The sequence below is a fragment of the Ancylobacter polymorphus genome (assembly GCF_022836935.1).
In the GTDB taxonomy this organism is placed as follows: Bacteria; Pseudomonadota; Alphaproteobacteria; order Rhizobiales; family Xanthobacteraceae; genus Ancylobacter; species Ancylobacter polymorphus_A.
The window spans coordinates 2,792,370-2,818,018 of sequence record NZ_CP083239.1; the positions used below are offsets into that span (position 1 = coordinate 2,792,370).

General features: G+C 67.3%; 26 protein-coding genes. 14 read left to right on the forward strand and 12 right to left on the reverse strand.

Annotation, left to right across the window (positions count from 1 at the left end):
• Positions 1–66 precede the first annotated feature (66 nt).
• On the forward strand, positions 67–1,098 hold the full coding sequence (locus K9D25_RS13205; protein ID WP_244450868.1) for a c-type cytochrome: 1,032 nt from the start codon (positions 67–69) through the stop codon (positions 1,096–1,098).
• A 34-nt stretch (positions 1,099–1,132) separates the two neighbouring features.
• On the opposite strand, the gene otsA is transcribed toward K9D25_RS13205, so the two are convergent.
• The 3 genes from otsA to otsB are packed head-to-tail and all read right to left on the reverse strand — an operon-like array spanning position 1,133 to position 5,102.
• Positions 1,133–2,554, reverse strand: coding sequence for an alpha,alpha-trehalose-phosphate synthase (UDP-forming) (otsA, locus tag K9D25_RS13210; protein WP_244375860.1), 1,422 nt, complete (start codon positions 2,552–2,554; stop codon positions 1,133–1,135).
• The gene (locus K9D25_RS13215; RefSeq protein WP_244375862.1) at positions 2,539–4,335 is read right to left on the reverse strand and encodes a glycoside hydrolase family 15 protein; all 1,797 of its coding nucleotides are present in this window, start codon (positions 4,333–4,335) and stop codon (positions 2,539–2,541) included. Before K9D25_RS13215 ends, otsA begins: the two co-directional genes overlap by 16 nt.
• The gene (otsB, locus tag K9D25_RS13220; protein WP_244375864.1) at positions 4,332–5,102 is read right to left on the reverse strand and encodes a trehalose-phosphatase; all 771 of its coding nucleotides are present in this window, start codon (positions 5,100–5,102) and stop codon (positions 4,332–4,334) included. Before otsB ends, K9D25_RS13215 begins: the two co-directional genes overlap by 4 nt.
• A 284-nt stretch (positions 5,103–5,386) precedes the next feature.
• Between otsB and ettA the strand changes: the two genes are divergently transcribed.
• Both ettA and tam read left to right on the forward strand, forming a co-directional pair.
• Complete coding sequence (ettA, locus tag K9D25_RS13225; RefSeq protein WP_244375866.1) at positions 5,387–7,039, forward strand: energy-dependent translational throttle protein EttA; 1,653 nt, start codon at positions 5,387–5,389, stop codon at positions 7,037–7,039.
• Positions 7,040–7,064: 25 nt separating this feature from the next.
• Positions 7,065–7,832 carry a trans-aconitate 2-methyltransferase gene (gene tam / locus K9D25_RS13230; RefSeq protein ID WP_244375868.1) on the forward strand — a complete coding sequence of 256 codons (768 nt, stop codon included), beginning with the start codon at positions 7,065–7,067 and terminating at the stop codon, positions 7,830–7,832.
• A gap of 42 nt (positions 7,833–7,874) precedes the next feature.
• On the opposite strand, the gene K9D25_RS13235 is transcribed toward tam, so the two are convergent.
• Entirely contained in the window at positions 7,875–8,300 is a 426-nt protein-coding gene (locus K9D25_RS13235) for a hypothetical protein (RefSeq protein ID WP_244375870.1), read from the reverse strand.
• Positions 8,301–8,458: 158 nt separating this feature from the next.
• Between K9D25_RS13235 and K9D25_RS13240 the strand changes: the two genes are divergently transcribed.
• Positions 8,459–9,697 (forward strand): lytic murein transglycosylase, encoded by a 1,239-nt coding sequence (locus K9D25_RS13240; protein WP_244375872.1) that lies wholly within the window; start codon positions 8,459–8,461, stop codon positions 9,695–9,697.
• A 3-nt stretch (positions 9,698–9,700) separates the two neighbouring features.
• Here the strand turns inward: K9D25_RS13240 and prmB are convergent, their stop codons facing one another.
• A complete protein-coding gene (gene prmB, locus K9D25_RS13245) occupies positions 9,701–10,642 on the reverse strand; it encodes a 50S ribosomal protein L3 N(5)-glutamine methyltransferase (protein ID WP_244375874.1) in 942 nt (313 codons plus the stop codon).
• A gap of 122 nt (positions 10,643–10,764) precedes the next feature.
• On the opposite strand from prmB, the gene K9D25_RS13250 reads away from it, so the two are divergent.
• On the forward strand, positions 10,765–11,049 hold the full coding sequence (locus tag K9D25_RS13250) for a hypothetical protein (protein ID WP_244375876.1): 285 nt from the start codon (positions 10,765–10,767) through the stop codon (positions 11,047–11,049).
• 30 nt (positions 11,050–11,079) lie between these two features.
• Here the strand turns inward: K9D25_RS13250 and K9D25_RS13255 are convergent, their stop codons facing one another.
• From K9D25_RS13255 to K9D25_RS13270, 4 genes are all read right to left on the reverse strand, one after another.
• A complete protein-coding gene (locus K9D25_RS13255; protein ID WP_244375878.1) occupies positions 11,080–11,937 on the reverse strand; it encodes an SGNH/GDSL hydrolase family protein in 858 nt (285 codons plus the stop codon).
• Entirely contained in the window at positions 11,938–12,654 is a 717-nt protein-coding gene (locus K9D25_RS13260) for an SGNH/GDSL hydrolase family protein (protein ID WP_244375880.1), read from the reverse strand. It lies immediately after the preceding gene.
• A gap of 71 nt (positions 12,655–12,725) precedes the next feature.
• Complete coding sequence (locus K9D25_RS13265; RefSeq protein WP_244375882.1) at positions 12,726–13,919, reverse strand: OpgC family protein; 1,194 nt, start codon at positions 13,917–13,919, stop codon at positions 12,726–12,728.
• 9 nt (positions 13,920–13,928) lie between these two features.
• Positions 13,929–14,507: an HdeD family acid-resistance protein gene (locus K9D25_RS13270; protein WP_244375884.1), complete on the reverse strand. Its 579-nt coding sequence runs from the start codon at positions 14,505–14,507 to the stop codon at positions 13,929–13,931.
• A 136-nt stretch (positions 14,508–14,643) separates the two neighbouring features.
• On the opposite strand from K9D25_RS13270, the gene K9D25_RS13275 reads away from it, so the two are divergent.
• Complete coding sequence (locus K9D25_RS13275) at positions 14,644–15,267, forward strand: MOSC domain-containing protein (RefSeq protein ID WP_244375886.1); 624 nt, start codon at positions 14,644–14,646, stop codon at positions 15,265–15,267.
• 67 nt (positions 15,268–15,334) lie between these two features.
• Here K9D25_RS13275 and K9D25_RS13280 read toward each other — a convergent pair whose 3' ends face one another.
• Both K9D25_RS13280 and tsaA read right to left on the reverse strand, forming a co-directional pair.
• Entirely contained in the window at positions 15,335–16,471 is a 1,137-nt protein-coding gene (locus K9D25_RS13280) for a L,D-transpeptidase (protein WP_244375888.1), read from the reverse strand.
• A 160-nt stretch (positions 16,472–16,631) separates the two neighbouring features.
• A complete protein-coding gene (tsaA, locus tag K9D25_RS13285; RefSeq protein ID WP_244450869.1) occupies positions 16,632–17,168 on the reverse strand; it encodes a tRNA (N6-threonylcarbamoyladenosine(37)-N6)-methyltransferase TrmO in 537 nt (178 codons plus the stop codon).
• 106 nt (positions 17,169–17,274) lie between these two features.
• On the opposite strand from tsaA, the gene K9D25_RS13290 reads away from it, so the two are divergent.
• Genes K9D25_RS13290 through K9D25_RS13320 form a run of 8 tightly spaced genes read left to right on the forward strand, consistent with a single transcriptional unit; the run spans position 17,275 to position 24,777 of the window.
• On the forward strand, positions 17,275–18,288 hold the full coding sequence (locus K9D25_RS13290; protein WP_244375890.1) for an ArsR/SmtB family transcription factor: 1,014 nt from the start codon (positions 17,275–17,277) through the stop codon (positions 18,286–18,288).
• Positions 18,288–19,223, forward strand: coding sequence for a methylenetetrahydrofolate reductase [NAD(P)H] (gene metF, locus K9D25_RS13295; RefSeq protein WP_244375891.1), 936 nt, complete (start codon positions 18,288–18,290; stop codon positions 19,221–19,223). The genes K9D25_RS13290 and metF overlap by 1 nt, the downstream gene beginning before the upstream one ends.
• 51 nt (positions 19,224–19,274) lie before the next feature.
• On the forward strand, positions 19,275–19,478 hold the full coding sequence (locus K9D25_RS13300) for a hypothetical protein (protein ID WP_244450947.1): 204 nt from the start codon (positions 19,275–19,277) through the stop codon (positions 19,476–19,478).
• On the forward strand, positions 19,384–19,779 hold the full coding sequence (locus K9D25_RS13305) for a DUF559 domain-containing protein (RefSeq protein WP_244375892.1): 396 nt from the start codon (positions 19,384–19,386) through the stop codon (positions 19,777–19,779). The genes K9D25_RS13300 and K9D25_RS13305 overlap by 95 nt, the downstream gene beginning before the upstream one ends.
• A 53-nt stretch (positions 19,780–19,832) precedes the next feature.
• On the forward strand, positions 19,833–19,976 hold the full coding sequence (locus K9D25_RS24990) for a DUF559 domain-containing protein (protein ID WP_347881447.1): 144 nt from the start codon (positions 19,833–19,835) through the stop codon (positions 19,974–19,976).
• Positions 19,957–20,205 carry an endonuclease domain-containing protein gene (locus tag K9D25_RS13310; protein WP_347881448.1) on the forward strand — a complete coding sequence of 83 codons (249 nt, stop codon included), beginning with the start codon at positions 19,957–19,959 and terminating at the stop codon, positions 20,203–20,205. Before K9D25_RS24990 ends, K9D25_RS13310 begins: the two co-directional genes overlap by 20 nt.
• A gap of 13 nt (positions 20,206–20,218) precedes the next feature.
• On the forward strand, positions 20,219–23,962 hold the full coding sequence (gene metH, locus K9D25_RS13315; protein ID WP_244375894.1) for a methionine synthase: 3,744 nt from the start codon (positions 20,219–20,221) through the stop codon (positions 23,960–23,962).
• Between the two features lie 5 nt (positions 23,963–23,967).
• Positions 23,968–24,777 carry an LssY C-terminal domain-containing protein gene (locus K9D25_RS13320; protein ID WP_244375896.1) on the forward strand — a complete coding sequence of 270 codons (810 nt, stop codon included), beginning with the start codon at positions 23,968–23,970 and terminating at the stop codon, positions 24,775–24,777.
• A gap of 75 nt (positions 24,778–24,852) precedes the next feature.
• On the opposite strand, the gene K9D25_RS13325 is transcribed toward K9D25_RS13320, so the two are convergent.
• Entirely contained in the window at positions 24,853–25,620 is a 768-nt protein-coding gene (locus tag K9D25_RS13325; protein WP_244375897.1) for an outer membrane protein, read from the reverse strand.
• Between the last annotated feature and the right edge of the window lie 29 nt (positions 25,621–25,649).

The window sequence follows — 25,649 nt, forward strand, 5'->3', positions numbered from 1 at the left end:
GCGCCATCATTGCCTCCCGCGCGGTGTTCTGAGACCATCGCCGCGCACGATGGCTCGATGGTGAAGATGGCGCGTTACGGCTTTTCCAGTCTCAAGCTCCTCGCCGGTCTCGCTTTGGCGCTGGCCGGCTCGGCCCTGCCGGCCTTCGCCCAGGTCGAGCCGCCGCCGGCCGCGCCAAAACCCGTCATCATCTGGGATGTTCCCGCCTTCAATGCCCTGCCGGACGATGAACAGGGGCGGCTCGCCCGCTATGGCCGCTCGGTCATCGAGGCGACCTATGCCCATATCGGCCCGGCCGTCGCCGATCCCGCCGCCCGCTTCGCCGGCAATAATCTCGCCTGCTCCAATTGCCATTTGCAGGCGGGCCGCAAGAAATTCGGCCTGCCGCTGGTCGCCGCTTCCGCCGACTACCCCACCTATAGCAGCCGGTCCGGTGCGGTGAGTTCGCTGTTCGACCGCGTCAACCAGTGCCTGAAGCGCAGCATGAACGGCCGGCCGATGCGCCAAGACGACCGGCCCATGCAGGCGATCCTCGCCTATCTCGACGTTCTCGCGACCAACATCCCGCCCGATGCGACGATTGTCGGCGCCGGGGCCGGGGCGATCCCCGAATTGGACCGCGCGGCCGATCCGGTGCGGGGCGCGGCGATCTATGCCGCCCATTGCGCGGAGTGCCACCGTCGCGACGGGCTCGGCGTGCGGCGCAATGAGGCGCAGCCGGATATGGGCTATGCCTTCCCGCCGCTCTGGGGGCCGGACAGTTTCAATGACGGCGCGGGCACGGCGCGGCTGATCACGTTGGCCAATTTCGTCCATGACAACATGCCGAATGGCACGTCCTGGGTGGCGCCGACGCTCGCGCCGCAAGACGCCTGGGACGTGGCGGCCTTCGTGCTGTCGCAGAAGCGGCCGCAACTCGCCGGCATCGACCGGGATTTTCCCGATCTGCTGCTGAAGCCGGTGGACGCGGCCTATCCGCCCTTCGCCGACAGCTTCCCGGTCGAGCAGCACCGCTACGGCCCCTTCGCCCCGATCCGGGCGGAGATCGCCCGGCTGAAGCAGGCGCGCGGAGCGATCCCCAATCCCAACACGCCCTAACCCGAACACGCCCTGACGCGGCCCGCGCCGGTCGTCAGAGCGGCCGGGCGCCGGCGCGCGGGTCGGCCGTCTCGCCGAACGTGTCGCCGATATGGGTCAGCTCGTCGATGAAGCGCTGGCACCAATGATGGATGGTGTTGGTCTCCACCGTGTTCATATTGGTGCGCCAGCGCTCCCGCCGCTCCTCGCGCGGCATGGTCAGCGCCCGGTCCATCGCCGCCGCCATGCCTTCGATGTCATAGGGATTGACCAGCAGCGAACCTTTCAGTTCGTCCGCCGCGCCGGCGAAGCGCGAGAGCACCAGCACGCCGGGGTCTTCCGGGTCCTGCGCCGCGACATATTCTTTGGCGACGAGGTTCATGCCGTCGCGCAAGGGTGTCACCAGCCCGATGCGGGCGCGGCGATAGATGGCGGCGAGCGTGGCGCGCTGGAACGGGCGGTTGAGATAGCGCAGCGGCACCCAGTCGAATTCGGCGAATTCGCCATTGATGGCGCCGCCCAGTTCCTCCAGCTCGCGCCGCAGCGCCTGATACTCCGCCACCTCGCTGCGCGAGAGCGGCGCCACCTGCATCATCGTCACCTTTGAGCGGTGCTCGGGATAGCTGCGCAGCAGTTCGCCGAAAGCGCCGAACTTGCCGGGCAGGCCCTTGGAATAGTCCAGCCGGTCGACGCCGACGGCGAGGGCGCGACCGGCGAGGCTCTCGTTCAGCCGCCGCTCCTCCTCGCTGCCGACGGACTTCGTGGCGTCGTGGACGAAGGCGTCGGCGTCGATGCCGATGGGATAGGCGGCGACGCGGAAACGCCGGTCCTTCAGCCCCACCGTGCCGCCCGGCGCGATCCAGCCGCGGACTTCGGAGGAGATGTAGGTCAACAGCGCGCGGACATCGTTTTCGGTCTGCAGCCCGACGAGATCATAGCGCGAGAGATCGTCGACCAGCGCCGCATGCGAGGGCAGGCTGAGATAGACCTCCGGCGTCGGCCAGGGGATGTGGTGGAAATAGCCGATCCGCCCACCGAAGCCGAGCTTGCGCAGTTCCGCCGCCAGCGGGATGAAATGGTAGTCATGCACCCAGACGATGTCGTCGGGCTTCAGCAGCGGCATCAGCGCACGGGCGAAATGCTCGTTGACGCGGCGATAGCCCTCCCAGTCCGCCTTGCGGAAGGAGAGAAGGCCGAGCCGGTAATGGCACAGCGGCCACAGCGTGCCATTGGCATAGCCCGCATAATGGGCGCGCTGGTCTTCCGGGTCGAGGTTGAGCAGGGCATAGGTGACGCGGCCGGAACGGAAGACCTTGGGCGCATCCGGCGGGTTGACCTCGGTTTCCCCGCTCCAGCCGAACCAGAGCCCGCCGCGCTGGCTCAGCGCCTCGCGCAGGGCCACCGCCAGTCCGCCCGCCTTGGCCGCGCGCTCCTTGGGCGACGCCACCCGGTTCGAGACGATTACGAGCCGCGCCAAAAGGCTTCCTCCCATGTCTTCGACAGACGCATGGCGGTGTCGATCAGGCCGACCATGGAATAGGTCTGCGGAATATTGCCCCACAGCTCCAGCGTCTGGTTGTCGATATCTTCGGACAGCAGCCCCGCCGGGTTGCGCCGGGCGAGCAGGCTGGTGAACATCTCGCGCGCCTCGTCGCGGCGGCCGATCAGGTCGAGCGCGCCGGCGTACCAGAACGAGCAGATGGTGAAGGAGGTCTCCGGCAGGCCGAAATCATCCTCCCCGGCATAGCGCATGAGGTAGCCATTGCGCTTCAGCTCGCGGCCGATGGTCTCCACCGTGGCGACATAGCGCGGATCGTCCGGCCGGACGAAGCCGAGCTCGGCCAGCAGCAGCAGGCTGGCGTCGAGCTGTCCGTCCTCCTCCGCATCGACGAAACTGCCGCGCGCCTCGTCCCAGGCGAAGGCGAGGATGCGGGTGCGGATCTCGTTGGCGTGCTGGGTCCAGAACGCGGCGCGGTCGGGCAGTTCCAGCACCCGGGCGATGCGGGCCAGCCGGTCGCAGGCGGCCCAGCTCATCACGGCGGAGAAAGTGTGCAGCCGCCGCTTGCCGCGCAGCTCCCACAGCCCGGCATCCGGTTCGAAGGCGAATTCCACCGCCCGCGCCCCGACGCCTTCCAGAAGTTCGAACAGCGCCTTGTCGCCGCGCTTGGGCAGGCGTTCGTCGAAGAACATCTGCGCCGCCGCCAGCACGACATGGCCATAGCCGTCATTCTGCACCTGCTCACCGGCCTGGTTGCCGACGCGCACCGGCCCCATGCCCTGGAAGCCGGAAAGTGCTGGAGCGAAGCGCTCCTCCAGCGGCGTGCCCGGCACGATGGAATAGACCGGCGCCAGCCGCCCCGAGGGCTCGGAGGCGATTACCGTGGTGAGGTAGCGGATATAGTCTTCCATGGTGCGGGTGGCGCCGAGCATGTTCAGCGCGCGCACGGTGAAATAGGAATCGCGCAGCCAGCAGTGGCGATAGTCCCAGTTGCGGATCGAATGCGGCGCCTCGGGAATCGAGGTGGTGAGCGCGGCGACAATGCCGCCGGTCTCCTCGAAGGCGCAGAGTTTCAGCGAAATGGCGGCGCGGATCACCGCGTCCTGCCACTCATAGGGAATGGAGAGGTAGCGCACCCATTCGTGCCAATAGTCGCGCGTCTTCTCCTCGAAACCGCGCGTGGTGTCGGCGATGCTGGCGGGGAAGGGCTCGTCCGGCCCCAGCACCAAAGTCGCCGCCTTGCTGAGCACGAAGGGGCGCTCTTCCATCACATAGACGATGGGCAGGTCCGTCGTGGCGCGCAGCGTCACGTCGTCGCCGGCAAAGCGCATATGGTTGGAGCCGCGCACCGGCGCCGGGCGCTGTTCGCCCCAGTTGAAATGCGGGCGCAGGCGCAGCGTCACCCGACACATGCCGCTGATCGGCTCGATCCGCCGCACCAGCATGGCCGGGCGGTAGATGCGGTCATAGAGCTTGAAGCGCGGCGCGAAGTCGACGATGCGCAACTTGGCGCCCTGGTCGTTCTCCAGAATGGTCTCGATGATCGCGGTGTTGGTCTGGTAGCGGCGCGTCGCCTTCACCTGGCCTTCCAGTACCACGTCGAAGAAGCCCGCCTCCGGCTCGGTGCCGCCGAGCAGCGAGGAGAACACCGGGTCGCCGTCGATGCGCGGCCAGCAGCACCAGCCGATGCGCCCGTTGCGGTCGATCAGCGCGGCGATGGTGCCGTTGCCGATGGCGGCCAGGTCGAGATGGGTGCTCACGAATTCACGCGCTCCAGTGCCGTGGGAAGGTCGGTCAGCCAGCGCCGCACCTCGGTGGGCGAGGCCAGCTTGAAATCGGCCTGATCGGTCGGGCGGGGCCCGACGGCGAGGGCGAGGCCGCCGGCGGCGCGGACGGCGCGAAAGCCGTCCTCATCCGTCACATCATCGCCGAGGAACACCGGGCGGCGGCCGGCGAACAGCGCCGAGTTCATCAGTTCCGCCACCGCCGTGCCCTTGTTGCGGCCGGCCTGACGGACTTCGATGACGTATTTGCCCTTGAGGAATTCGACCCCGCCATCGATGCCGGTGCCGAGCGCGATCACCCGGTCCATGATCGCCTCGCCGAACTGCGGCACGGCGCGGAAATGCACGGCCAGCGACAGCGGCTTGTGCTCGACATACACGCCGGGCCAGGTGGCCAGCACCTCGTCCAGCGCCTGTTCCAGCGGCCGGCGCCATTTCGGCAGCGGGATCGGCACGGAGGGGGCGTCCGGCGCAAGACGCACCTCCGCCCCGTGCTGGCCGGAGGCGGCGAGGCGGGTGGGGGCGAAGCGGCGGTCCATCCAGTCGATGGTGCGCCCGGACACCAGCGCTACTGCGCCGTCGAGCGCGCTTTGCAGCCGCGCCAGCAGGTCGGGCAGGTCGCTTGGAATGTTCACGCCTTCCGGGTGGTCCGCATGCTCGATCAGGGTACCGTCAATGTCGAGGAAGAGAGCCCAGTCGGGGCGGGGAAGCAGGGGGAGGGGTGCGCTGGGTGCTGTCGCCATGCTGTCGTTTATTCCGCCCGGGTCCGGCATAGTGAGGTCGAAAGAGAGGCATAGGCCGCCGGCACGGTCGCCGGCTGCCACTAACGCGCCAGAGCCGGAGGCGTTCCAATACCTCGGTGAAAAAGCCGCGAAAGCCCGCCTCTCGCGGGGCGGTTGGCGGGCGTCCGGCGCGTGACGGCCTTGCCGCTCAACGGCGCGCAGTTTACATAGCGCCCAACCCGCACCTTATGACGCCGCGGCAGCGCGGCATGTTACCGGCTCGCCCGCACGCGCAGGATTTGGACATGGCTTATCAGTTTATCTACCACATGCACGGCATGACCAAGGCCTATCCGGGCGGCAAGAAGGTGCTCGACAATGTGCACCTGTCCTTCTACCCCGACGCCAAGATCGGCATTCTCGGCCCCAACGGCTCGGGCAAGTCCACGCTGCTGAAGATCATGGCCGGCATGGACAAGGACTTCTCGGGCGAGGCCTGGGTCGCGGAAGGTGCGCGCGTGGGTTACCTCCCGCAGGAGCCGCTGCTCGACCCCAACCTGTCCGTGCGCGAGAACGTGATGCTCGGCGTCGCCAAGCAGAAGGCGATCCTCGACCGCTACAACGAACTCGCGATGAACTACTCCGAGGAGACCGCGGACGAGATGACCGCGCTCCAGGACGAGATCGAAGGCCAGGGCCTGTGGGATCTCGACAGCAAGATCGACCAGGCGATGGATGCGCTCGGCTGCCCGGAAGAGGGTTCGGACGTTTCCAAGCTCTCGGGCGGTGAGCGCCGCCGCGTCGCGCTGTGCCAGCTGCTGCTCTCGCAGCCGGAACTGCTGCTGCTGGACGAGCCGACCAACCATCTCGACGCCGAGACCACCAACTGGCTCGAAGGGCATCTGCGCAACTATCCCGGCGCGATCCTGATCGTCACCCATGACCGCTACTTCCTCGACAATGTGACGGGCTGGATTCTTGAGCTCGATCGCGGCCGCGGCATTCCCTATGAGGGCAACTATTCCTCCTGGCTGGCGCAGAAGGCCAAGCGCATGGCGCAGGAAAACCGCGAGGACGAGGCCCGCCAGCGTGCGATCGCCGCTGAGGCGGAGTGGATGGGGGCCTCCCCGAAGGCCCGCCAGGCCAAGAACAAGGCCCGTATCCAGCGCTATGACGAGCTGGTGAAGAAGGCGTCCGAAAAGGCGCCGACCACCGCCCAGATCGTCATTCCGGTGTCGGAGCGGCTCGGCAACAACGTCATCGAGTTCAACGGCCTCAGCAAGTCGTTCGGCGACAAGTTGCTGATCGACAACCTGTCCTTCAAGCTGCCGCCGGGCGGCATTGTCGGCGTCATCGGGCCGAACGGCGCGGGCAAGACCACGCTGTTCCGCATGATCAACGGGCTGGAGAAGCCCGATGCCGGCACCATCACTGTCGGCGACAGCGTCCAGCTCGGCTATGTCGACCAGAACCGCGACGCGCTGAACGACAAGAAGACCGTCTGGGAGGAAATCTCCGGCGGCAACGAGGTGCTGTATCTCGGCAAGCGCGAGATCAATTCGCGCGCCTATTGCGGCGCCTTCAACTTCAAGGGCGGCGACCAGCAGAAGAAGGTCGGCATGCTCTCGGGCGGTGAGCGCAACCGCGTGCATCTCGCCCGCATTCTGCAGCAGGGTGCCAACGTCCTGCTGCTGGACGAGCCGACCAACGATCTCGACGTGGAAACCCTGCGCGCGCTGGAAGAAGCGCTGGAAGACTTCGCCGGCTGCGCGGTCATCATCTCGCATGACCGCTTCTTCCTCGACCGTATCGCCACCCACATGCTCGCCTTCGAGGGCGAGGGCCATGTCGAGTGGTTCGAGGGCAACTTCCACGACTATGAGGAAGACAAGAAGCGCCGCCTCGGCGTCGACGAGATCATCCCGCACCGGATGAAGCACAAGAAGCTGATGCGGTGACGCCATGAGCGGACGGAGGGCGGCGATGAGCGAAGACTGGAACCCCGCCCTCTATCTCGCCTTCGAGGATGAGCGCACCCGCCCGCCGCGCGACCTGCTGGCGCGGGTGCCGCTCCTTAAGCCCCGCCGGGTGATCGACCTCGGCTGCGGGCCAGGCAATTCGACCGAGTTGCTGGCGCAGCGCTGGAACGATGCCGAGGTGATCGGCGTCGACAATTCCCCCGCCATGCTGGAGCAGGCCCGCGCCCGCCTGCCGGGCGCGCGCTTCGAGCTGGCGGACCTCGCCTCCTGGACACCGCCCGAGGGCACCGACCTGCTCTTCGCCAATGCCGTGTTCCAGTGGGTGCCGGAGCATCTCGACGTGCTGGCGCGGCTGCTCGACAGGCTGCCGCCGGGCGGCGTGCTGGCGGTGCAGATGCCGGACAATGTCAACGAGCCCTCGCATCTGCTGATGGAGGAAGCCGCCGCCGCCGGGCGATGGGCGGCGCGCATCGCCGGCGCGGCCCGCGATGTTCTGCCGGCGGTGGGGGCCTATTACGACCGTCTCGCGCCGCTCGCCCGCCAGGTCGATATCTGGCACACGCTGTACAACCACCCGCTGGCGGGGCCGCGGGCCATTGCCGACTGGTTCCGCTCCACCGGCCTGCGCCCCTATCTCGCGCCGCTCGACGAGGCCGAGCGGGAGGGGTTTCTCGCCGACTACACCGCGCGGCTGGCCAAGGCCTATCCCGCCCGCGTCGACGGCCGGGTGCTGCTGCGCTTTCCCCGGCTGTTCATTGTGGCGGTGCGCTGACGCCCGGCGCGGCGGGCCGCCCGCGACGCGCCGGCCGGCCGCTCAGATGCCGGACTTCAGGGTGAAGGTCACGACCGCGTCCGGCGGACGCGACGGCGAGGTGAAGTCCTCCCAGAACCGGCCCCTGAGGTTGCCCGAGGCGTCGCTGACCATCACGAAGTTGTTCTTGCCATTGGTGGTGAAGCTGAAGCCGCCGCCGGCGTCGCGGTGCACGTTCACTTCGACGCATAAGGTCTTGTAGCAATAGACGATGCGATCGCGGTCGGTGAATTGAAGCCGGCTTATGTTCTTCGGGTCGCGTTTGTCCTTCAGCGCGCCCTGCCACACCCAGCGGCCCTGAAAATGTTCCATGCCGGTTTCGATGGTCGGCTTGGATTGGGCGGCTGCGCTTTGCAGGCCGGCAATCTGCACGGCGGCCATCATCCCCGCGCCGGCAAGCGCCGCGCACCACAAACTCTTCTTCTTCATGGTCCGATCCCGGTGTGTCGCATGCCGCCGACCGGCATCATGGTAGGGTAAGAGAGTTCCCGCCTTTTGCAAAGCGCCGCGGTGAGTGAGCGATCCGCACTCCGGTCGGATTGCGCTCAAAGGTTCACAGCCGGGGGCGATACGGGTTATCTCAAGCCATGATGTTCCCCGCGCTTCGCCGCCCCCTTGTCGCCGCCGCCCTGGTGCTGGGCCTCCTCCTCGCCGCGCGCCCCGCGCTCGCCGATGCCGGCTTTGACCGCTGGCTGGCGGCGCAATGGCCGGCGGCGCAGGCCATGGGCATTTCCCGCGCCACTTTCGAGCGCGAGACCGCCGGGCTGGAGCCGGATTATGGGCTGCCCGACCTCGCCCTTCCCGGCAAGCCGAAAGCACCCGACCGGCAGGCTGAATTCGTCCAGACCCCGGCGGCCTATCTCTCCGACAAGGCGATCGCCAGCTATGCCGCGCGCGGGCGCAAGCTGGCGGCGCAGTACCGCGCGCAGCTTGCCGCGCTGGAGCGGCAGTTCGGCGTGCCGGGGCCGATCCTGCTCGCCATCTGGGCGCGCGAGACCTCCTATGGCGGCGCCAAGCTGAACCATGACGCGCTGCGGGTTCTGGCGACGCAGGCCTATGTCGGCCGGCGCAAGGAGGAGTTCCGCGCCGAATTCCTCGCCGCGCTGAAGATCCTCGACGAAGGCCATGTCACCCGCGCGGCGATGAAGAGTTCCTGGGCCGGGGCGATGGGGCTGACCCAGTTCATGCCCACCGGCTATCTCGACTATGGCGTCGATCTCGACGGCGATGGCACCGCCAATATCTGGACCGACGTGCCGGAGGCGCTGGCCGCCACGGCGAGCCTGCTCAAGGACAAGGGCTGGCAGGCCGGCAAGCGCTGGGCCTATGAGATCACCGTGCCGCCGGGCTTCGACTGCACGCTGGCCGAGCCGGAGACACGGCTGCCGATCGGTGAATGGCTAAAGCGCGGCGTCCGAATCGCCGACGGGCGCCGCGTGCCGCCGGCCGCGCTGAAGGACGAGGCGTCGATCATCATGCCGGCGGGGCCCTATGGGCCGGCCTTCCTGACGCCGGCCAACTATTTCGTGCTCAAGAGCTACAATTTCGCCGACCTGTACGTCCTCTATGTCGGCCATCTCGCCGACCGCATCGAGGACGACAGGCCCTTCGCCCGCGATTGGGCGGAGATCGCGCTGGTGAAGACGCGCGACCTCGAATTCATGCAGAAGGTGCTGACCCGCGAGGGCTTCTACGCCGACAAGATCGACGGCAAGGCCGGGATGAAGACCCGCGCCGCGCTCGGCGCCTATCAGAAGGCCAACGGTCTGCCGCTCGACTGCTGGCCGGACGCCGCCGTGCTGGCGCATATGAAGAAGGGCGGCTGAACCTCAGCGCGGCATGCGGTTGATGACGCGCAGATCCGCGTTGACCGTGAGATCGGCGGCGGAGAGCCAGAACACCTCGCCTTCACTTTCCTCCGTGTCGAGCCAGAGGAAGGGCAGATGCGGGTATTCCGCCTGCAAGATTTCCTTGCCGGTGCCAAATTCGCAGATGAGGCCGCCACCGGGGCTGAGATGGGCCGGTGCCTCGGCGAGGATGCGGCGCACGATGTCGAGCCCGTCCGGCCCGCCGGCAAAGGCGAGGCTCGGCTCGTGCCGGTATTCCGCCGGCAGCGCGGCCATCGCCTCTTCATCGACATAGGGCGGGTTGGTGATGATGAGGTCGTAGACTTCGCCCCCGAGCGGGCCGAACAGGTCGCCCTCCAGCAGCCGCACCCGGTCTTCCAGCCCGTGTTCGGCGACGTTCTCCGCTGCCAGCGTCAGCGCCTCGGGAGAGAGGTCCACCGCGTCGATCTCGGCATTGGGGAAGGTCATGGCGGCGAGAATGGCGAGGCAGCCCGAGCCGGTGCACAGGTCGAGCACGCGCCCGACCGTCTCCGGCTGCGGCACCAGCGAATAATCGCCGCCGGTGAAGAGTTCGCCCGCCATCAATTCGCCGATGAAGGAACGCGGCACGATGGCCCGCTTGTCGGAGCGGAACGGCACGCCGCCAATATAGGTGCGCCCCAGCAGATAGGCGGCGGGCTGCCGGGTGGTGCAGCGCTGTTCGATGAGATTGGCGAGGCGCAGGCGCTCCTCATGGGTCAGGCGGGCGTCGAGCCAGGGGGAAAGGTCGTCGACCGGCAGGTTGAGCCCTTCCAGCACCATGAAGGCGGCCTCGTCCAGCGGCTCGCTGGTGCCATGGCCGAAGGCGATGCCGGCCTTGGCAAAGCGGCTCACCGCATAGCGCACGAAATCCCTGACCGTCTTCAGATCGTCCGCCGCTGTCATCGTGCCTCTCCCCATTGTCGCGCCAAGGGTCAGCACGGCAGGGCGCCGAATGCAAGCAGTGGGCTTGTCATCGCCCTGTGACGGGACGATAGGAAGGAGACAGGCTCGCAAGGGGACATGGCATGGCCGAGGCGCCGGACGACGAAATCACCTTGGTCATCGACCGCTCCGTCGCAGTCGTGCTGTTCGAGTTCCTCTCGCGCACGGTCGACGATGCCGATGGCGAGGCGATGGCCGAGTTCATCGAGGACGAGGCGGAGATTCCCGCGCTGTGGGCGCTGCTCGCCGGGCTGGAAAGCGTGCTCACCGAGCCGATGGCCGAGGATTACGAGCGCCGTGTGCTGAAAGCGCGCGAAGCGGTGATGAAGCGCTTCGGCGGTGCTTTCTCCGACAAGGGCGAGGACTGAGCTCAAGCCGTCGCCGATGAGCGGGCCCGCTCAGGGCGCGGCTGCGGCCGACATCGGCAGAGCAGGCGCGGCCGGAAGCCCGGCGGACTTCGCCGCCGTGCCGCCCGCATTGCCCACTTCCGCCGAGCGCTGCTGCGATTCCACATTGGCGACCACGGCCCGGCCGAGATCGCGGGCGAAGCAGTTATACCCCCAGTCGTTCATGTGGAACTTGTCCTTCCAGAGGAAGGAATCGAAGCCCATGGACGCCTTTTCGTGCCAGTCGCGCATCAGGGCGAAGCGGTGATAGACCGCCACGCCTTCCTCCGCCCCCACCTGATCAATGAGGCGGACCATCGGCCCGCTATCGTCATCCGCGAGCACGCGCGGGGCATATTGCGGATCGACCAGCACCAGATCGGCACCGATCGCCTTCACCCGGGCAATGGCCTCGTGCAGGAGGGCGTCGGCGGAGGCGAGACCGTTGTCGCGGAACAGCGCGTTCACGCCCGATTGCCAGATCACCAGCGTCGGCTTCAGCGCGGCGACATCGCTGTCGAAGCGCGCCAGCATTTCCGGCGCGTCCTGCCCGTTAATGCCGCGGTTGAGCACGGTGATGTCGGCAGCGGGGAAGCGCTCGCGCAGCATCGCCTGCAGGCGGGCGGGATAGCTCGCCTCCTGGCTGCTGGCGCCGGCCCCGGCGGTGGAGGAGGAGCCGATGGCGACGATCACCACCTTGTCGCCACCCCTGAGCGCGGCGGCGGTGCGGGCGAGCGGCGCGTTGAGCTTGGCCAGCGTCTTGGAGGTAGGGCAACCGGCCGGGATCACCGTCTGGGCGCGGGCCGGCAGGGCGGCGGGCGCCAGAAAGGTGGCGGCGAGGGCGAGGGGAAGAAGACGGCGCAGCAGCATTTAGCGGGAACCGAGCGTTCGCAGGTCGACGCCATCGACGATCATGGTCACCAGAAGGCGGCCAATGCAACTGTGCACATCGTCGAACAGCGTGGGGGAGGGGCGGGCGGTGTCGAGATCGAAAACGCCATCGTCTTCCCAGAACCGCATGATGGCGTAGCGGTCGAAGAAGGGCACCCCTTCGAGCCGCGCGGTCCAGCGCATGGCGTTGGTATAGGCGCCGATATCGAAGGCGAGGGCGGTGCGCGGGCTGTATTGCGGGCTGACGAGAATGACATCGGCGCCGGCCGCATGGGCTGAGCGGATGCCAGTGCCGACCGCGTCGGAGAAAGTGGAGGTCTCGGCGCTGAGAATGGCGTCGTAGGTGCCGGTCTGCCAGATCATCAGCGCCGGCCTGGTTTCCGCTAGCATGGCCGGCAGATCGTCGAGCATCGCCTCGGCGGTGGCGCGCGGCTGGCTGCGGGTGGTCACCACCACGCCGCCCTCGGGATAGCGGGCGCGCAGCGTCTCCTCGATATAGCTGGGGAAGCTGCGGCGGGCGACCGCCTTGCCGCCGTCAGAGGTGGAAGGCGGCTTGGCGGTGCTGGCGCTGTTCACGACCAGGATGGTGGTCGGTTCCTTCTTCTCCAGCGAACGGGCGAGGCGCGGCAGGGCAAAGCCGGCGCGGGTGAGGGCGGAGGGCGCCGCGCACACCTTCCCCGTCTCGGCGGCGGCCACGGGTCCGCCGTCCCAGGCAAGGACGCTTGCGAAGACAACACCCAAAATCCAGCGTTTCACGTCGAACCGCGCTAGCCAGCCTTCTTGCGCGCCATACGGTCGCGCTCGGCGCGAGCATACCACGACAGCAATGCCGAGAGACCTACCATTAAGGCGATGCCGGACACGCTCATGGTCAATTGCATGAGCACCGTGCCGGAGACCTCGTTCAGCACGAAATGTGCGGCAAAAGAAAGGAAGACGCCGAAACAGAACACCTCAAGTGAGTGCTGGCCGCACATGATGAGCGGTTTCAGCAACTCCCAGCGTAGAAAGGCGGCGTGCACCGGTATCAGCCTGACGATCACCACCGCCAGCGCGAGAAAATGCACGAAGCGCAGCACGGAGAGGTCGGTCTTGCTGATGGGGTAGATGATGTCGCCGATGACCGGCGGCACGAAACCTTCCATCGGCGGCCAGTACCAGCTGGTGACCACCGCCAGCGACAGCGCGAGATAGAGGACGGACAGCGCCAGCACGAGGCGCGAATGCACCAGCACGGACAGCCGGTCGCTGCCGCCGAGCCCACACCAGCCGCCGAACACGAACATCAGCTGCCAGGCGAAGGGGTTGAAGAACCACATCCGGTCGTCGGGATAGCCCGGCAGGTTGAAGCCGAGGAACTGCACGGCGAGCCAGAGCAGGAAGGAGGCGAAGAGCGTGGCATCGGGCCAGCGTTTCAGCGCCCACAGGATTGGCGGAAAAGTTGCCAGCAGCACGATATAGAGCGGCAGCACGTCCATATTGGCCGGCCGGAACTTCAACAGCAGCGCCTGCACCAGCGCCACGTCCGGCTCGGCCAGGAACTGCAGCGCGCCCATCTCCTCGGCATAGAGCGGGTTCTCGAAGCTGCCGACGACATAGGAGATTTCGGCGAGGTAGATGACGAACAGGAAGATGAAGGCGACATAGAGCTGCCACGCCCGCCGCAGGATGCGCGCGGACGTCACCATCGCGCCGCTGGAATCGAGCTGGCGCCCATAGACCATGGCGGCGGTGTAGCCGGAGATGAAGACGAAAATCTCGGTGGCGTCGGAGAAGCCGAAATTGCGGTTGGTGATCCAGTTGCCGACATTGTTGGGCACATGGTTTAGGAAGATGAACCACAGCGCCAGCCCACGGAACAGGTCGAGCCGCAGATCGCGCCCGGAGGCGGGTGGGGGCGGGGCCGGCCGTTCGGCCGGATCCGCATGCGTGGTCGCCGTGGCGGCTAGGGGCGCAGGCACCGTTCCGCGCTACTTCTTCAGGCCGAAGCCGAGGAACAGCACGGCGATGCCGTTGAACACCAGGTCGATGCCGAGCAGCAGGCCGAGCACCCACAGGCCGCTCACCGGCCAGCCGGCGATGATCTCGATGCCGAGCAGAATGGCGATGACGGCGGAAAAGGCGATCCAGCCCCAGCCCTCGGCCGGGCGCAGCCGGAAGGCGGCGACCAGGCGGAACACGCCGCCGACAATCAGCGACACGCCGAGGAACAGGGTGAGGAACTCGGCCGCCACCATCGGTACGAAGATGCAGACGAGGCCGGCGGCGAGGAACAGCAGGCCGTCGAGCAGCCAGAAGGCGAAGGCGCCCCAGGTCTTGACCTGGAAGGCGTGGATGACCTGCGCGCCGCCGGAAATGGCCATCATAACGCCGATATAGAGCACCGAGACCACGGTGCTGAGCACGAGATTGCCGAGCGCGATGGCGCCGGCCATGACCATCAGCAGGCCGAGCGCGACGAACCAGCCCCATTTGGCGCGCAGTTCGGAAAGATGCCCGGCGACCATGCCGCCCGGCGTCGGCGAGAGGGAACCCGATTGCGAAGACATGTGGTCGATCCTCATTCTTGCCCGCCACGCCGGCAGCGCGGTAACGCGATCCCGCCTCCCGGAGTTCCAGCGACTCGTGTTGAACGAGCGCCCTAACGTATAGGCTGGCGCTGCCCTGTCGTCATGGAAGAACCGGATGCCCTCCCGATCCCCCGCACCGCCGGCGCCTGACCTGTTCGGCGCGCCCCTCGCGCGGCCCGGCCGCCGCCTCACCGCGCAACTCGCGCAGACGCTGATCGCCGACGGGCCGGGCTTCATCACCCGCGCGGTGGCGGAACTCGCGCTCACGCTTGAGGGCATTGCGGGCGATCGCCATGCCGGCTTTGCCCGCCGGGCGGATTCGCGTGTGCCCTGGTATCCGCGCGGGGCGCCGATCCGCAACAGCCGGCAACTGTCGCTGGTGGCGCCCGACGAACTCGCCGAGATCGCCCGCCGGCTCGGCGTGCCGGCGGTGGCGCCGGAATGGATCGGCGCCAATCTGGTGATCGCGGGCGTGCCGGATCTCACCGGCCTGCCGCCGGGCACGCGGCTGCATTTCACCGGCGGCGCGGCGCTGGTGGTGGAGGGAGAGAACGCGCCCTGCCGCCATGCCGGCGCGGCGATCGCGGCGGCAACCGGGAACAGCGCGGCGGAGCTGGACTTCGCCAAGGTGGCAAAGGGGCTGCGCGGGCTGGTCGCCTGGGTCGAGCGCGCCGGTACGCTCACGGCCGGCACCGAGGTGAGCCTGCGCGTTCCGCCCCAGCGCTTCTGGGGCGGCTGAATGAAAACGGCCGGATCGCGGGGGCGATCCGGCCGTTTGAGACTCGGAAGGTCCGCGCGGCGCCCGCTCAGCGGACAGCGAAGCCGGTCTCGGCGACGGGCGCGGCGGCGGTGGGCGGCACGCCGCCGGCATTGGCGGTGGCGGGCGGGTTGCCCGGCAGCACCACCACCTTGGTGCCGACCTTCACCTTGTCATACAGCGCTTCCACATCCTCGTTCAGCATGCGGATGCAGCCCGACGACATGAACTGGCCGATGGTGGAAGGCTGGTTGGTGCCGTGGATGCGGTAGATCGTGCCGCCGAGATACATGGTGCGGGCGCCGAGCGGGTTGCCCGGGCCGCCGGCCATGAAGCGCGGCAGATAGGGCTGGCGCTCGATCATTTCCGCCGGCGGGCGCCAATCCGCCCACTCCGCCTTGCGGCTGATCTTCTCCGTGCCGGCCCAGGTGAAGCCTTCGCGGCCGACGCCGATGCCGTAGCGCTCGGCCTTGCCGCCGGGCAGCACGTAATAGAGATAGGTGTTCGGGGTGTCGATGACGATGGTGCCCGGGGGCTCCTTGGTCACATAGTCCACCACCTGCCGCTTCAGATTGGCCGGGAGTTCCTTCGGCGGGCCTTCTTCCGGCTGGTCCTCGGGCGGCAGCATGGCGACGCTGGAGCCGTTGGCGCCAGCGGTGTTGGCGCCATTGCTCACCGGCGCGGGCGGCTGGCCATAGGCCGGCGGCTGGCCGTAATTGGGCTGGCTGTAGGCCGGCTGCGGCGCGGCGGCCTGGTTGCCATAGGGCGATGCCATGCCGGCCGGCGGCTGGCCGGAATAGGCGCCGGCGGGATAGCCGGAGGGCTGGCGCGAGGGGTCCGCATAGGGGGCATTGGCCACCTGCGGCACGCCGGGCGCCGCCGGGGCATAGGGATCGCGCACGCCGGGAGGCGTGCCATAAGCCGCCTGCGGCTGGCCGTAAGCGCCGGGCTGGCCATAGGCACCCGAGGGCGCCGCCGCGCTGGGGGCCTGCGCCCCATAGGGGTCATAGGCCGCCGGGACCTCGACATTCTCATTCGCGCGGCTACCTGCCGCGTCATAGGCCGATCCACCCTGCGCGGCCGGGTCCTGACCCTCGACGGGGTAGTACTGGGCTGCGGCGGTGCCGACCGATGCCAGTACCGAGAAGGCGACAGCGGGGACGAAACCGAGGCGAACGACCATCATCAAGCCTTAATCGAATCTGTCGGCGCGGAACTGCGCCAAAATGTTCTGCCGAGGGACATGACGCAGGATCAAGGCAGGTTCAAGACCATAAGTCCTCACGAAAACGCGGGTTCCGCCCTGCCATGCGTGTGGCGCGGGGCTGATGCAGTGGCGCCACACATCACCCAGCGGCAGGGCCGGCCGTGTCGGAGCGTTCGCGCCGCCAGCCGACAGTGGCGTCGGGGTGGCAGTCGGTGGAGGCGAAATAGGGCTTGATGTCGAGGAGCGGCGTGCCGTCGAGGCAGTCGGGGCCGATCACGGTGAGCGTGCCGCCGTCGATGCCGAGGAGACGCACCGCGCTCAGGGCGATGGGGTTGGGCCGCGCCGGGCTGCGCAGGGCGAAGGTGCCATGGGCGGTGCCGGAGCGCCGCGGCACCTGCACCACGAGGTTGCGCGGCGCCTGATCCATGAAATAGAGCAGCCAGAGATGGGTGGTTCCCTCAAGTCCATGCAGCGCGGGGCGAAAGGCCGGGTCGATCTCCACCGTGCACACCTCCTGCCGCGCCATCGCCTCGCCGGCATTTTTCGGGCAATCGGCGCGCTGCGTCCACGGGGTGCGGATGCGGCCGATGAAATAGAGCCCGGCGTCCGGCTGCGCCGGCAGGTCCACCGTCACCTCGCCGGGGCGCACGCCGAAATCGCCGGCTGCGCCGGTCATCCCGCGTGCGGTGTCGTCATTCTCAACGCTCATGATGCGTCGCGGCCCCTTGCGTCGGGTCGGGATAAGACATAAACATATCTTTATATCTTTCTTGGAGGTCTCTTTGTCCGCTTCCCCTCTCGGTTTCGCGTTGCTGCTCGACGGCCTCAAGGCGGCCGGCGAGGACACGCGGCTGCGCCTGCTGGCGCTGATCGGCGAGGGCGAACTGACCGTTTCCGAGCTTACCGAGATTCTGGGCCAGTCGCAGCCGCGAATCTCGCGCCATCTCAAGCTGCTGGCCGAGGCCGGGCTTGTCGAGCGCTTCCGCGAGGCGAGCTGGGTGTTCTACCGTCGCGCCGTCGACGCGCCCGGCGCCGCGCTCACCGATGCGTTGCTGGAACTCATGGCGCCCGATGACGAGGTGCTGCGGCGCGACCGCGAACGGCTGGAGGCGGTGCGCGCCGCCCGTGCCGCCCATGCGCAGGCCTATTTCCGCGCCCATGCGCATGAATGGGACGCCATCCGCCGGCTGCACGTGCCGGAGGCGCAGGTGGAAGCCGCCATCCGGCAGGCGCTGGCCGGCGGGCGCATCGGTAGCCTGCTCGATCTCGGCACCGGCACCGGGCGCATTCTCGAACTGTTCGCGGGCGAGATGGAGCGCGGCGTCGGCATCGACCTCTCCGCCGAAATGCTGGCGGTCGCGCGCGCCAATCTCGACCGCGCCGGCGTGCGCAACGCTACGGTGCGGCAGGGCGACATTTACAGCCTCGCTCTGCCGCGCGACGCCTTCGATGTGGTGATCGTGCATCAGGTGCTGCATTTCCTTGAAGACGCGCCGCGCGCCATAAAGGAAGCGGCGCGGGTGCTGCGCCCCGGCGGACGGCTGCTCGTGGTCGATTTCGACCCGCACGACCTCGAATTCCTGCGCGAGCAGCACGCCCATCGCCGGCTCGGCTTCGCGCCGGAGATCATGGAAAGCTGGCTCGCCCAGGCCGGCCTCGTGCCGCAATCCCATCGCCTGCTCGCCCCCAAGGACCATGCAACGTCCGGGGAGGGCCGGCTCACCGTGTCGCTCTGGCTCGCCCGCGATCCGCGTTTGGCGCGGGCGGACGCCCAACACAACAAGGAGGTCGCCTGATGTCGTCGGATGTCGAGCGCCGCAGCCGCCGCGCCGGCGGGCGGCCCATTTCGGTGTCGTTCGAGTTTTTCCCGCCCAAGACGGCCGAGATGGAGACCACGCTGTGGAACTCCATCACCCGGCTGGCGCCGCTGGCGCCGAAATTCGTCTCGGTGACCTATGGCGCCGGCGGCTCCACCCGCGAGCGCACCCACGCCACGGTGGAGCGCATCGTCAAGGAAACCCGCCTCGCGCCGGCGGCGCATCTCACCTGCGTCTCCGCCACCAAGGGCGAGGTGGACGAGGTGGTGCGCGGCTATTGGGACGCCGGCGTGCGCCACATCGTGGCGCTGCGCGGCGATCCGCCGGGCGGGGTCGGCCATCATTATGAACCGCACCCGGACGGCTACCGCACCACGGCGGAACTGGTTGCCGGCATTCGCCGCATCGCCAATTTCGAAGTGTCGGTCTCTGCCTATCCGGAAAAGCACCCGGAGAGCCCCTCGCTCGACACCGATCTCGACATTCTCGCCGCCAAGGTGGAGGCCGGGGCAACCCGGGCCATCACCCAGTGCTTCTTCGACAATGACCTCTACTTCGCCTATCTCGACAAGGTGCGGGCGCGCGGCATCGATGTGCCGATCGTGCCGGGCATCCTCCCCGTCTCGAACTTCAAGCAGGCGAAGAACTTCTCGGAGAAGACCGGCACCTTCATGCCGGACTGGCTGGCCGCCCGCTTCGAGGGGCTCGACAACGATCCCGAGACCCGCAAGCTGATCGCCGCCGCGGTCGCGGCCGAGCAGGTGTTCGATCTCGTGGATCGCGGCGTCACCGAGTTCCATTTCTACACGCTCAACCGCGCCGATCTCGTCTACGCCGTGTGTCACCTCCTGGGCATCCGCCCGCCGCAGGAGGTCAATGGCGCCGGCGACGGCAAGGGCCAGGCGGCGGCATGAGAATTTCGCAGTGGGATGCCCTATAGTAGGGGCGTTCCACGGAGACGGTCGATGAGCGAGCCGGAGGACGACATCGTCGCTGAAGTGAGGGGCTTGCAGCGCGACATTCAGGCTTGCTTCATGGCACTTGAACGCCGGTTCGACGCCGTAGAGGTTCGTCTTGACGGGCTCGCCCAGAAACTCGACGCAGCGATCGCCGAGGCCAAGAAGCGTCAAGATACGTTTCGAAAGGCCCGCGCAATGGACGCCACTTAACCTCGCCCCGTGGGGGAGAGGTCGGCGCGCAGCGACGGGTGATCGATGCATCGTCGATTTCCTTTGCGTCGATGCGCAACGGCTAAACGAACTCGACGGCGGCCAACATGGGGCGACCGACGGAGCAAGGACGCGGGCAATCGAAGCCTATGACTATCGGGTCATCCGTTTCTGGAATAACGACGTGCTGATGAACATTGATGGGGTTCTTGTGCGCAATCTCGAAGCCTTGCGCGCCGCAGCCCCTCACCCCAACCCTCTCCCGCCGGGGAGAGGGAGTAGAAGGCTGGTCGAAAGCTGATTTAACCTCTCCCCGTGGGGGAGAAGTCGGCGCGCAGCGCCGGGTGAGGGGAGATGAACGGTCGGATCGAGCGGGCGCGGCGGCTGAGACGCGATCAGACGGATGCCGAAGCTCTCCTCTGGTCGCGGTTGCGCGACCGCCGCCTCGACGGATGGAAGTTTCGCCGACAGGCGCCGGTTGATAGATACATTCGTTGATTTCCTCTGCGTCGACGCGAGGCTGGTAATCGAACTCGACGGTGGTCAGCATACGGCCACGACCGACGAGGCAAGGACGCGGGTGATCGAAGCCTGTGGCTATCTGGTTATCCGTTTCTGGAATAACGACGTGCTGACAAACATGGACGGTGTCCTGCTGACTATCGTTGACGCGATGCGCGCAGGTACCCCTCACCCCAACCCTCTCCCCGACAGGGAGAGGGAGTAGAAAGTGCTCTGTCATGGCCAACGCCCCGACCTTGACCTCCGACACCCTCGACGCCCTGCATCAGGCCGCGCGCGAGCGCATCCTTGTGCTCGACGGCGCCATGGGCACGATGATCCAGCAATTGAAGCTGGACGAGGCCGGCTATCGCGGCGAGCGGTTCAAGGCGTGGAACCGCGACCTCAAGGGCAATAACGATCTGCTCAACCTCACCGCCCCCGAGGCGGTGCGCGACATTCACCTCGCCTATTTCATGGCGGGCGCCGACATCGTCGAGACCAACACCTTCTCCGGCACCACCATCGCCATGGCCGATTACGGCATGGAGAGCCTCGTCTACGAGATCAATTTCGAGGGCGCCAAGCTCGCCAAGGAGGCCGCCCGCCTCGCGCACGCGAAGGACGGCCGCCGCCGTTTTGTCGCCGGCGCCATCGGGCCGACCAACCGCACCGCCTCCATCTCGCCCGATGTGAACGATCCCGGCTTCCGCGCCACCTCCTTCGACGAACTGGCCACCGCCTATGGCGAGCAGGCCGCCGCGCTGCTGGATGGCGGGGCGGACCTCCTGCTGATCGAAACCATTTTCGACACGCTGAACGCCAAGGCGGCGGTGTTCGCCATCGAGCGGCTGTTCGAAGAACGCGGCATCCGCGTGCCGGTCATGATCTCCGGCACCATCACCGATCTCTCCGGCCGCACCCTATCGGGCCAGACCCCGGCGGCGTTCTGGAATTCGCTGCGCCACGCCCAGCCCTTCTCCATCGGCCTGAACTGCGCGCTCGGGGCCAAGGAGATGCGCGCCCATATCGACGAGCTCTCGCGCCTCGCCGACACGCTGGTCTGCGCCTATCCCAATGCCGGGCTGCCCAACGAATTCGGCCTCTATGATGAGAGCCCGGCGGCGATGGCGAAGCTGGTTGGCGAGTTCGCCGCTTCCGGCCTCGTCAACATCGTCGGCGGCTGCTGCGGCACGACGCCGGACCATATCCGCGCCATTGCCGAGGCGGTGGCCCCGCACGCGCCGCGGCTCGTCCCGGAAATTGTGCCGATGCTGCGGCTGTCGGGGCTGGAGCCGTTCGAACTCACCCCGATCATTCCCTTCGTCAATGTCGGCGAGCGCACCAACGTCACCGGCTCGGCCCGCTTCCGCAAGCTGATCACCAATGGCGACTACACCGCCGCGCTGGCGGTGGCGCGCGACCAGGTGGAGAACGGCGCGCAGGTTATCGACATCAACATGGATGAGGGCCTGCTCGATTCCGAGAAGGCCATGGTGACCTTCCTCAACCTGCTCGCCGCCGAGCCGGACATCGCCCGCGTGCCGGTCATGGTCGACAGCTCCAAATGGAGCGTCATCGAGGCCGGGCTGAAGTGCATTCAGGGCAAGGGCATCGTCAATTCCATCTCCATGAAGGAAGGCGAGGAGGCGTTCCGCCACCATGCCCGCCTCGTGCGCGCCTATGGTGCCGCCGTGGTGGTGATGGCCTTTGACGAGAAGGGGCAGGCCGACACGTTCGAGCGCAAGATCGAGATCTGCTCGCGCGCCTACCGCATTCTGGTGGATGAGGTCGGGTTCCCGCCTGAGGACATCATCTTCGATCCCAACATCTTCGCGGTGGCGACGGGCATCGAGGAACATGCGGGCTATGGCGTCGCCTTCATCGAGGCGACCCGCGCCATCCGCCAGCAGCTGCCGCACGCCCATATCTCCGGCGGCGTCTCGAACCTGTCCTTCTCCTTCCGCGGCAATGAGCAGGTGCGCGAGGCAATGCACGCCGTGTTCCTGTACCACGCCATCGCGGCGGGCATGGACATGGGCATCGTCAATGCCGGCCAGCTCGCGCCCTATTCCGAGATCGAACCGGAACTGCGCGAGGCCTGCGAGGACGTGGTGCTCAACCGCCGCGAGGACGCCACCGAGCGCCTTCTCGCGCTGGCCGAGCGCTTCAAGGGCGGCGGGCGCGAGAAGAAGGAAGCCGATCTCACCTGGCGGACCTGGGCCGTGGAGAAGCGGCTGGAACACGCGCTGGTCAACGGCATCACCGAATTCGTCGAGGTGGACACGGAAGAGGCGCGCCAGTCGGTCGCCCGGCCGCTGCATGTCATCGAAGGCCCGCTGATGGCCGGCATGAACGTGGTCGGCGACCTGTTCGGCTCCGGCAAGATGTTCCTGCCGCAGGTGGTGAAGTCCGCCCGGGTGATGAAACAGGCGGTGGCCTATCTCATGCCCTTCATGGAGCAGGAGAAGATCGACAACGGCACCACGGGGGATTCCTCCGCCGGCAAGGTGCTGATGGCCACCGTGAAGGGCGATGTGCACGACATCGGTAAGAACATCGTCGGCGTCGTGCTCCAGTGCAACAATTACGAGGTGATCGACCTCGGCGTCATGGTGCCGGCGGCGAAGATCCTTGAGGTCGCCAAGGCCGAGAAGGTGGACGTGATCGGCCTGTCCGGCCTAATCACCCCCTCGCTGGACGAGATGGTGCATGTCGCCGCCGAGATGGAGCGCGAAGGTTTCGAGGTGCCGCTGCTGATCGGCGGGGCGACGACCTCGCGCGTCCACACGGCGGTGAAGATCGCCCCGCAATATGTGCGCGGGCAGGCGGTCTACGTCACCGATGCCAGCCGCGCGGTGGGCGTGGTCTCCAATCTGCTGAACGACAACACCCGCACCGACTACGTCGCCAGCCTGCGCGCCGAATACGCCAAGGTCGCCGACGCGCATGCCAAGAGCGACCGCAACAAGGTGCGGGTGAAGCTGGCGGATGCCCGCGCCAACCGGCTGGCGCTGGACTTCGCCAGCTACACGGCCCCGGTGCCGACCTTCCTCGGCACAAAGGTGTTCAGCGATTACGATCTCGCCGAACTCGTGCCCTATATCGACTGGACGCCGTTCTTCCAGTCCTGGGAACTCGCCGGCCATTACCCCGCCATTCTCGACGACCCCAAGGTCGGCATCGCCGCGCGCGCGCTCTATGACGATGCGCGCAAGATGCTGGACAGAATCGTCACGGAGAAATGGCTCACCGCCCGCGCTGTGGTCGGCTTCTGGCCGGCGGGTGCGGTGGGCGACGACATCGTGCTGTTCGCGGATGACAGCCGGGCGCAGGAGCGCGCCACGCTGCACACGCTGCGCCAGCAGATGGCCAAGCGCGAGGGGCGCACCAATCTGGCGCTGGCCGATTTCATCGCCCCGACCTCGACCGGGGTGCCCGACTATATCGGCGGTTTCTGCGTTTCCACCGGCTTTGGCGAGCAGGAACGCTCCGACGCCTTCAAGGCGGCGAACGACGACTATTCCTCGATTCTTCTCAAGGCCTTGGCGGACCGTCTTGCCGAAGCGTTTGCGGAACGCATGCATGAGCGGGTGCGCAAGGAGTTTTGGGCCTATGCGCCGGATGAAGCGCTTGAGAATGAGAATCTGATTCAAGAGGCCTATCGCGGCATCCGCCCGGCGCCGGGCTATCCCGCGCAACCCGACCACACGGAAAAGGCGATTCTTTTCAACCTGCTCGACGCCACCTCTGAGATCGGAGTCGAGCTGACGGAAAGCTTCGCCATGTGGCCAGGTGCTGCGGTGTCGGGGCTGTATTTCGCCCATCCCGAAGCCGCCTATTTCGGCGTCGGCCGCATCGAGCGCGACCAGGTCGAGGATTATGCCGCGCGCAAGGGTATGAGCGTGGAGGAGGCCGAGCGCTGGCTGGCCCCGGTGCTCAATTATGACCCGCTCAGCCTGCGGTCGCAGGCGGCGGAGTAGGGGCGGTGAGCGTGCTGGATGGCGAGACGCGCAAGGTGCTGATGTGGGCGCTGGTCGCGCTCGTCATCTGGGCCGCGCTCGCCTATGTGATGCTGCCGCGGCTGTGGACGCATCACGAGCACCAGCCCGGCATCAAGCACATGCCGATGGTGACGCAGACCAAGCAGGGCATTCCCGGCGACCCGATCGATGTCGGGCTGGTCGGCACGAGGGAGGATATCCTCCACGCCATGAACGCGGCCGGCTGGCTGCCGGCGGACCCGATCACGCTGAAATCGAGCCTCGCCATTGTCGGCTCGGTGCTGCTGCGCCGGCCGGATCCGCAGGCGCCGGTGAGCCCGCTCTACTATGATGGACGGGTGGAAGACCTCGCCTTCGAGAAGGAGGTCGGGCGCAGCGCCGACCGGCGCGACCATGTGCGCTTCTGGAAGGTGCTGGACAGCGGCAAGGAAGGCGCCCCGGTGTGGCTCGGCTCTGCCACCTATGACAAGGGCGTCGGCCTCAGCCATTACACCGGCGCGGTGACCCACCATATCGGCGCCAATGTCGATGCGGTGCGCGACCTGCTGATCGACGACCTCAAGGCCGCCGGCATGGTGCGCACGGTCTATCAGGTCACCGGTCTCGGCCCCACGCTGTTCGGGCGCAATGGCGGTGGCGACCGCTACTATACCGATGGCGAGGTCACCTTCGCCCGGCTGACCACCAATGGCGAGAAGAACCCCGACCCGCCCACCATCGTCGCCTCGCCCCCCGGCGTGGGGGTGAAGAACGCGGTGTGGAGCGCGGCGGCGTCGCTGCTCGGGGTTGAGTGAACGGCATCTCGGTTCACGCAAAAAAGCCCCGGACGTTGCCGTCCGGGGCCTTGTCGCAGGCAGTCGCTGCGGCGATCAGAACTTGTAGTTCACGCCGGCCTTGAGGGTGGACATGGACATGTCCAGCTTGGTGCCGGAGGCGCCGTCCCAGGTGATGTCGCCGAGGTCGATGTAGAGATACTCGGCCTTCACGGTCCAGTTGTCGGTGATGGCGTATTCCACGCCGCCGCCCAGCGTCCAGCCCCACAGCGTGTCGCTGCGCGAGGCGGCGCCGAAGCCGTCGAGCGCGCCGTCGGCATAGGAGGTGAAGCTCTCGCTGACCTTCACATTGCCCCAGGCGAGACCGCCGGTGACATAGGGGAGGAAGCGATCCATGGAATAGCCGACGCGGGCGCGCACGGTGCCGAAGGAATCGATCTTGGTGTTGATCGAGCCGGTGTCCTGCAGGGTCGGGTCGCCGGCGGCGATGGCGGTGTAGTTCAGGCGATCCGTCATGGAGCCGAAGTTGAAGTCGGCTTCCGCGCCGAGAACGACGTTGTTCGCCAGCTGGTAGTTGTAGCCGATCTGCGCGCCGCCGAACCAGCCGGTGGGGTTGGAGCCGCCATTGGCGGCAACCGAATCATAGCCGCTGTAATAGTACAGCAGGTAGTTGTTCCACGGCGCGGAGCCATCGCCCCAGCCATAGCCGACATTGCCGCCGAGATAGACGCCGGTCCAGGTGAAGGCCGGCACGTAAGCGGCGACGGGCGCCGCCTTCACGGGATAGGAGAGGTCGGCCGCGAGGGCCGGAGCGGCGAGAGCCGCCGCTGCGACGGTGCCGAGGAGGAGAGACTTGATACGCATGAGGAACGCCCCCGAAGGAAATGGAATGG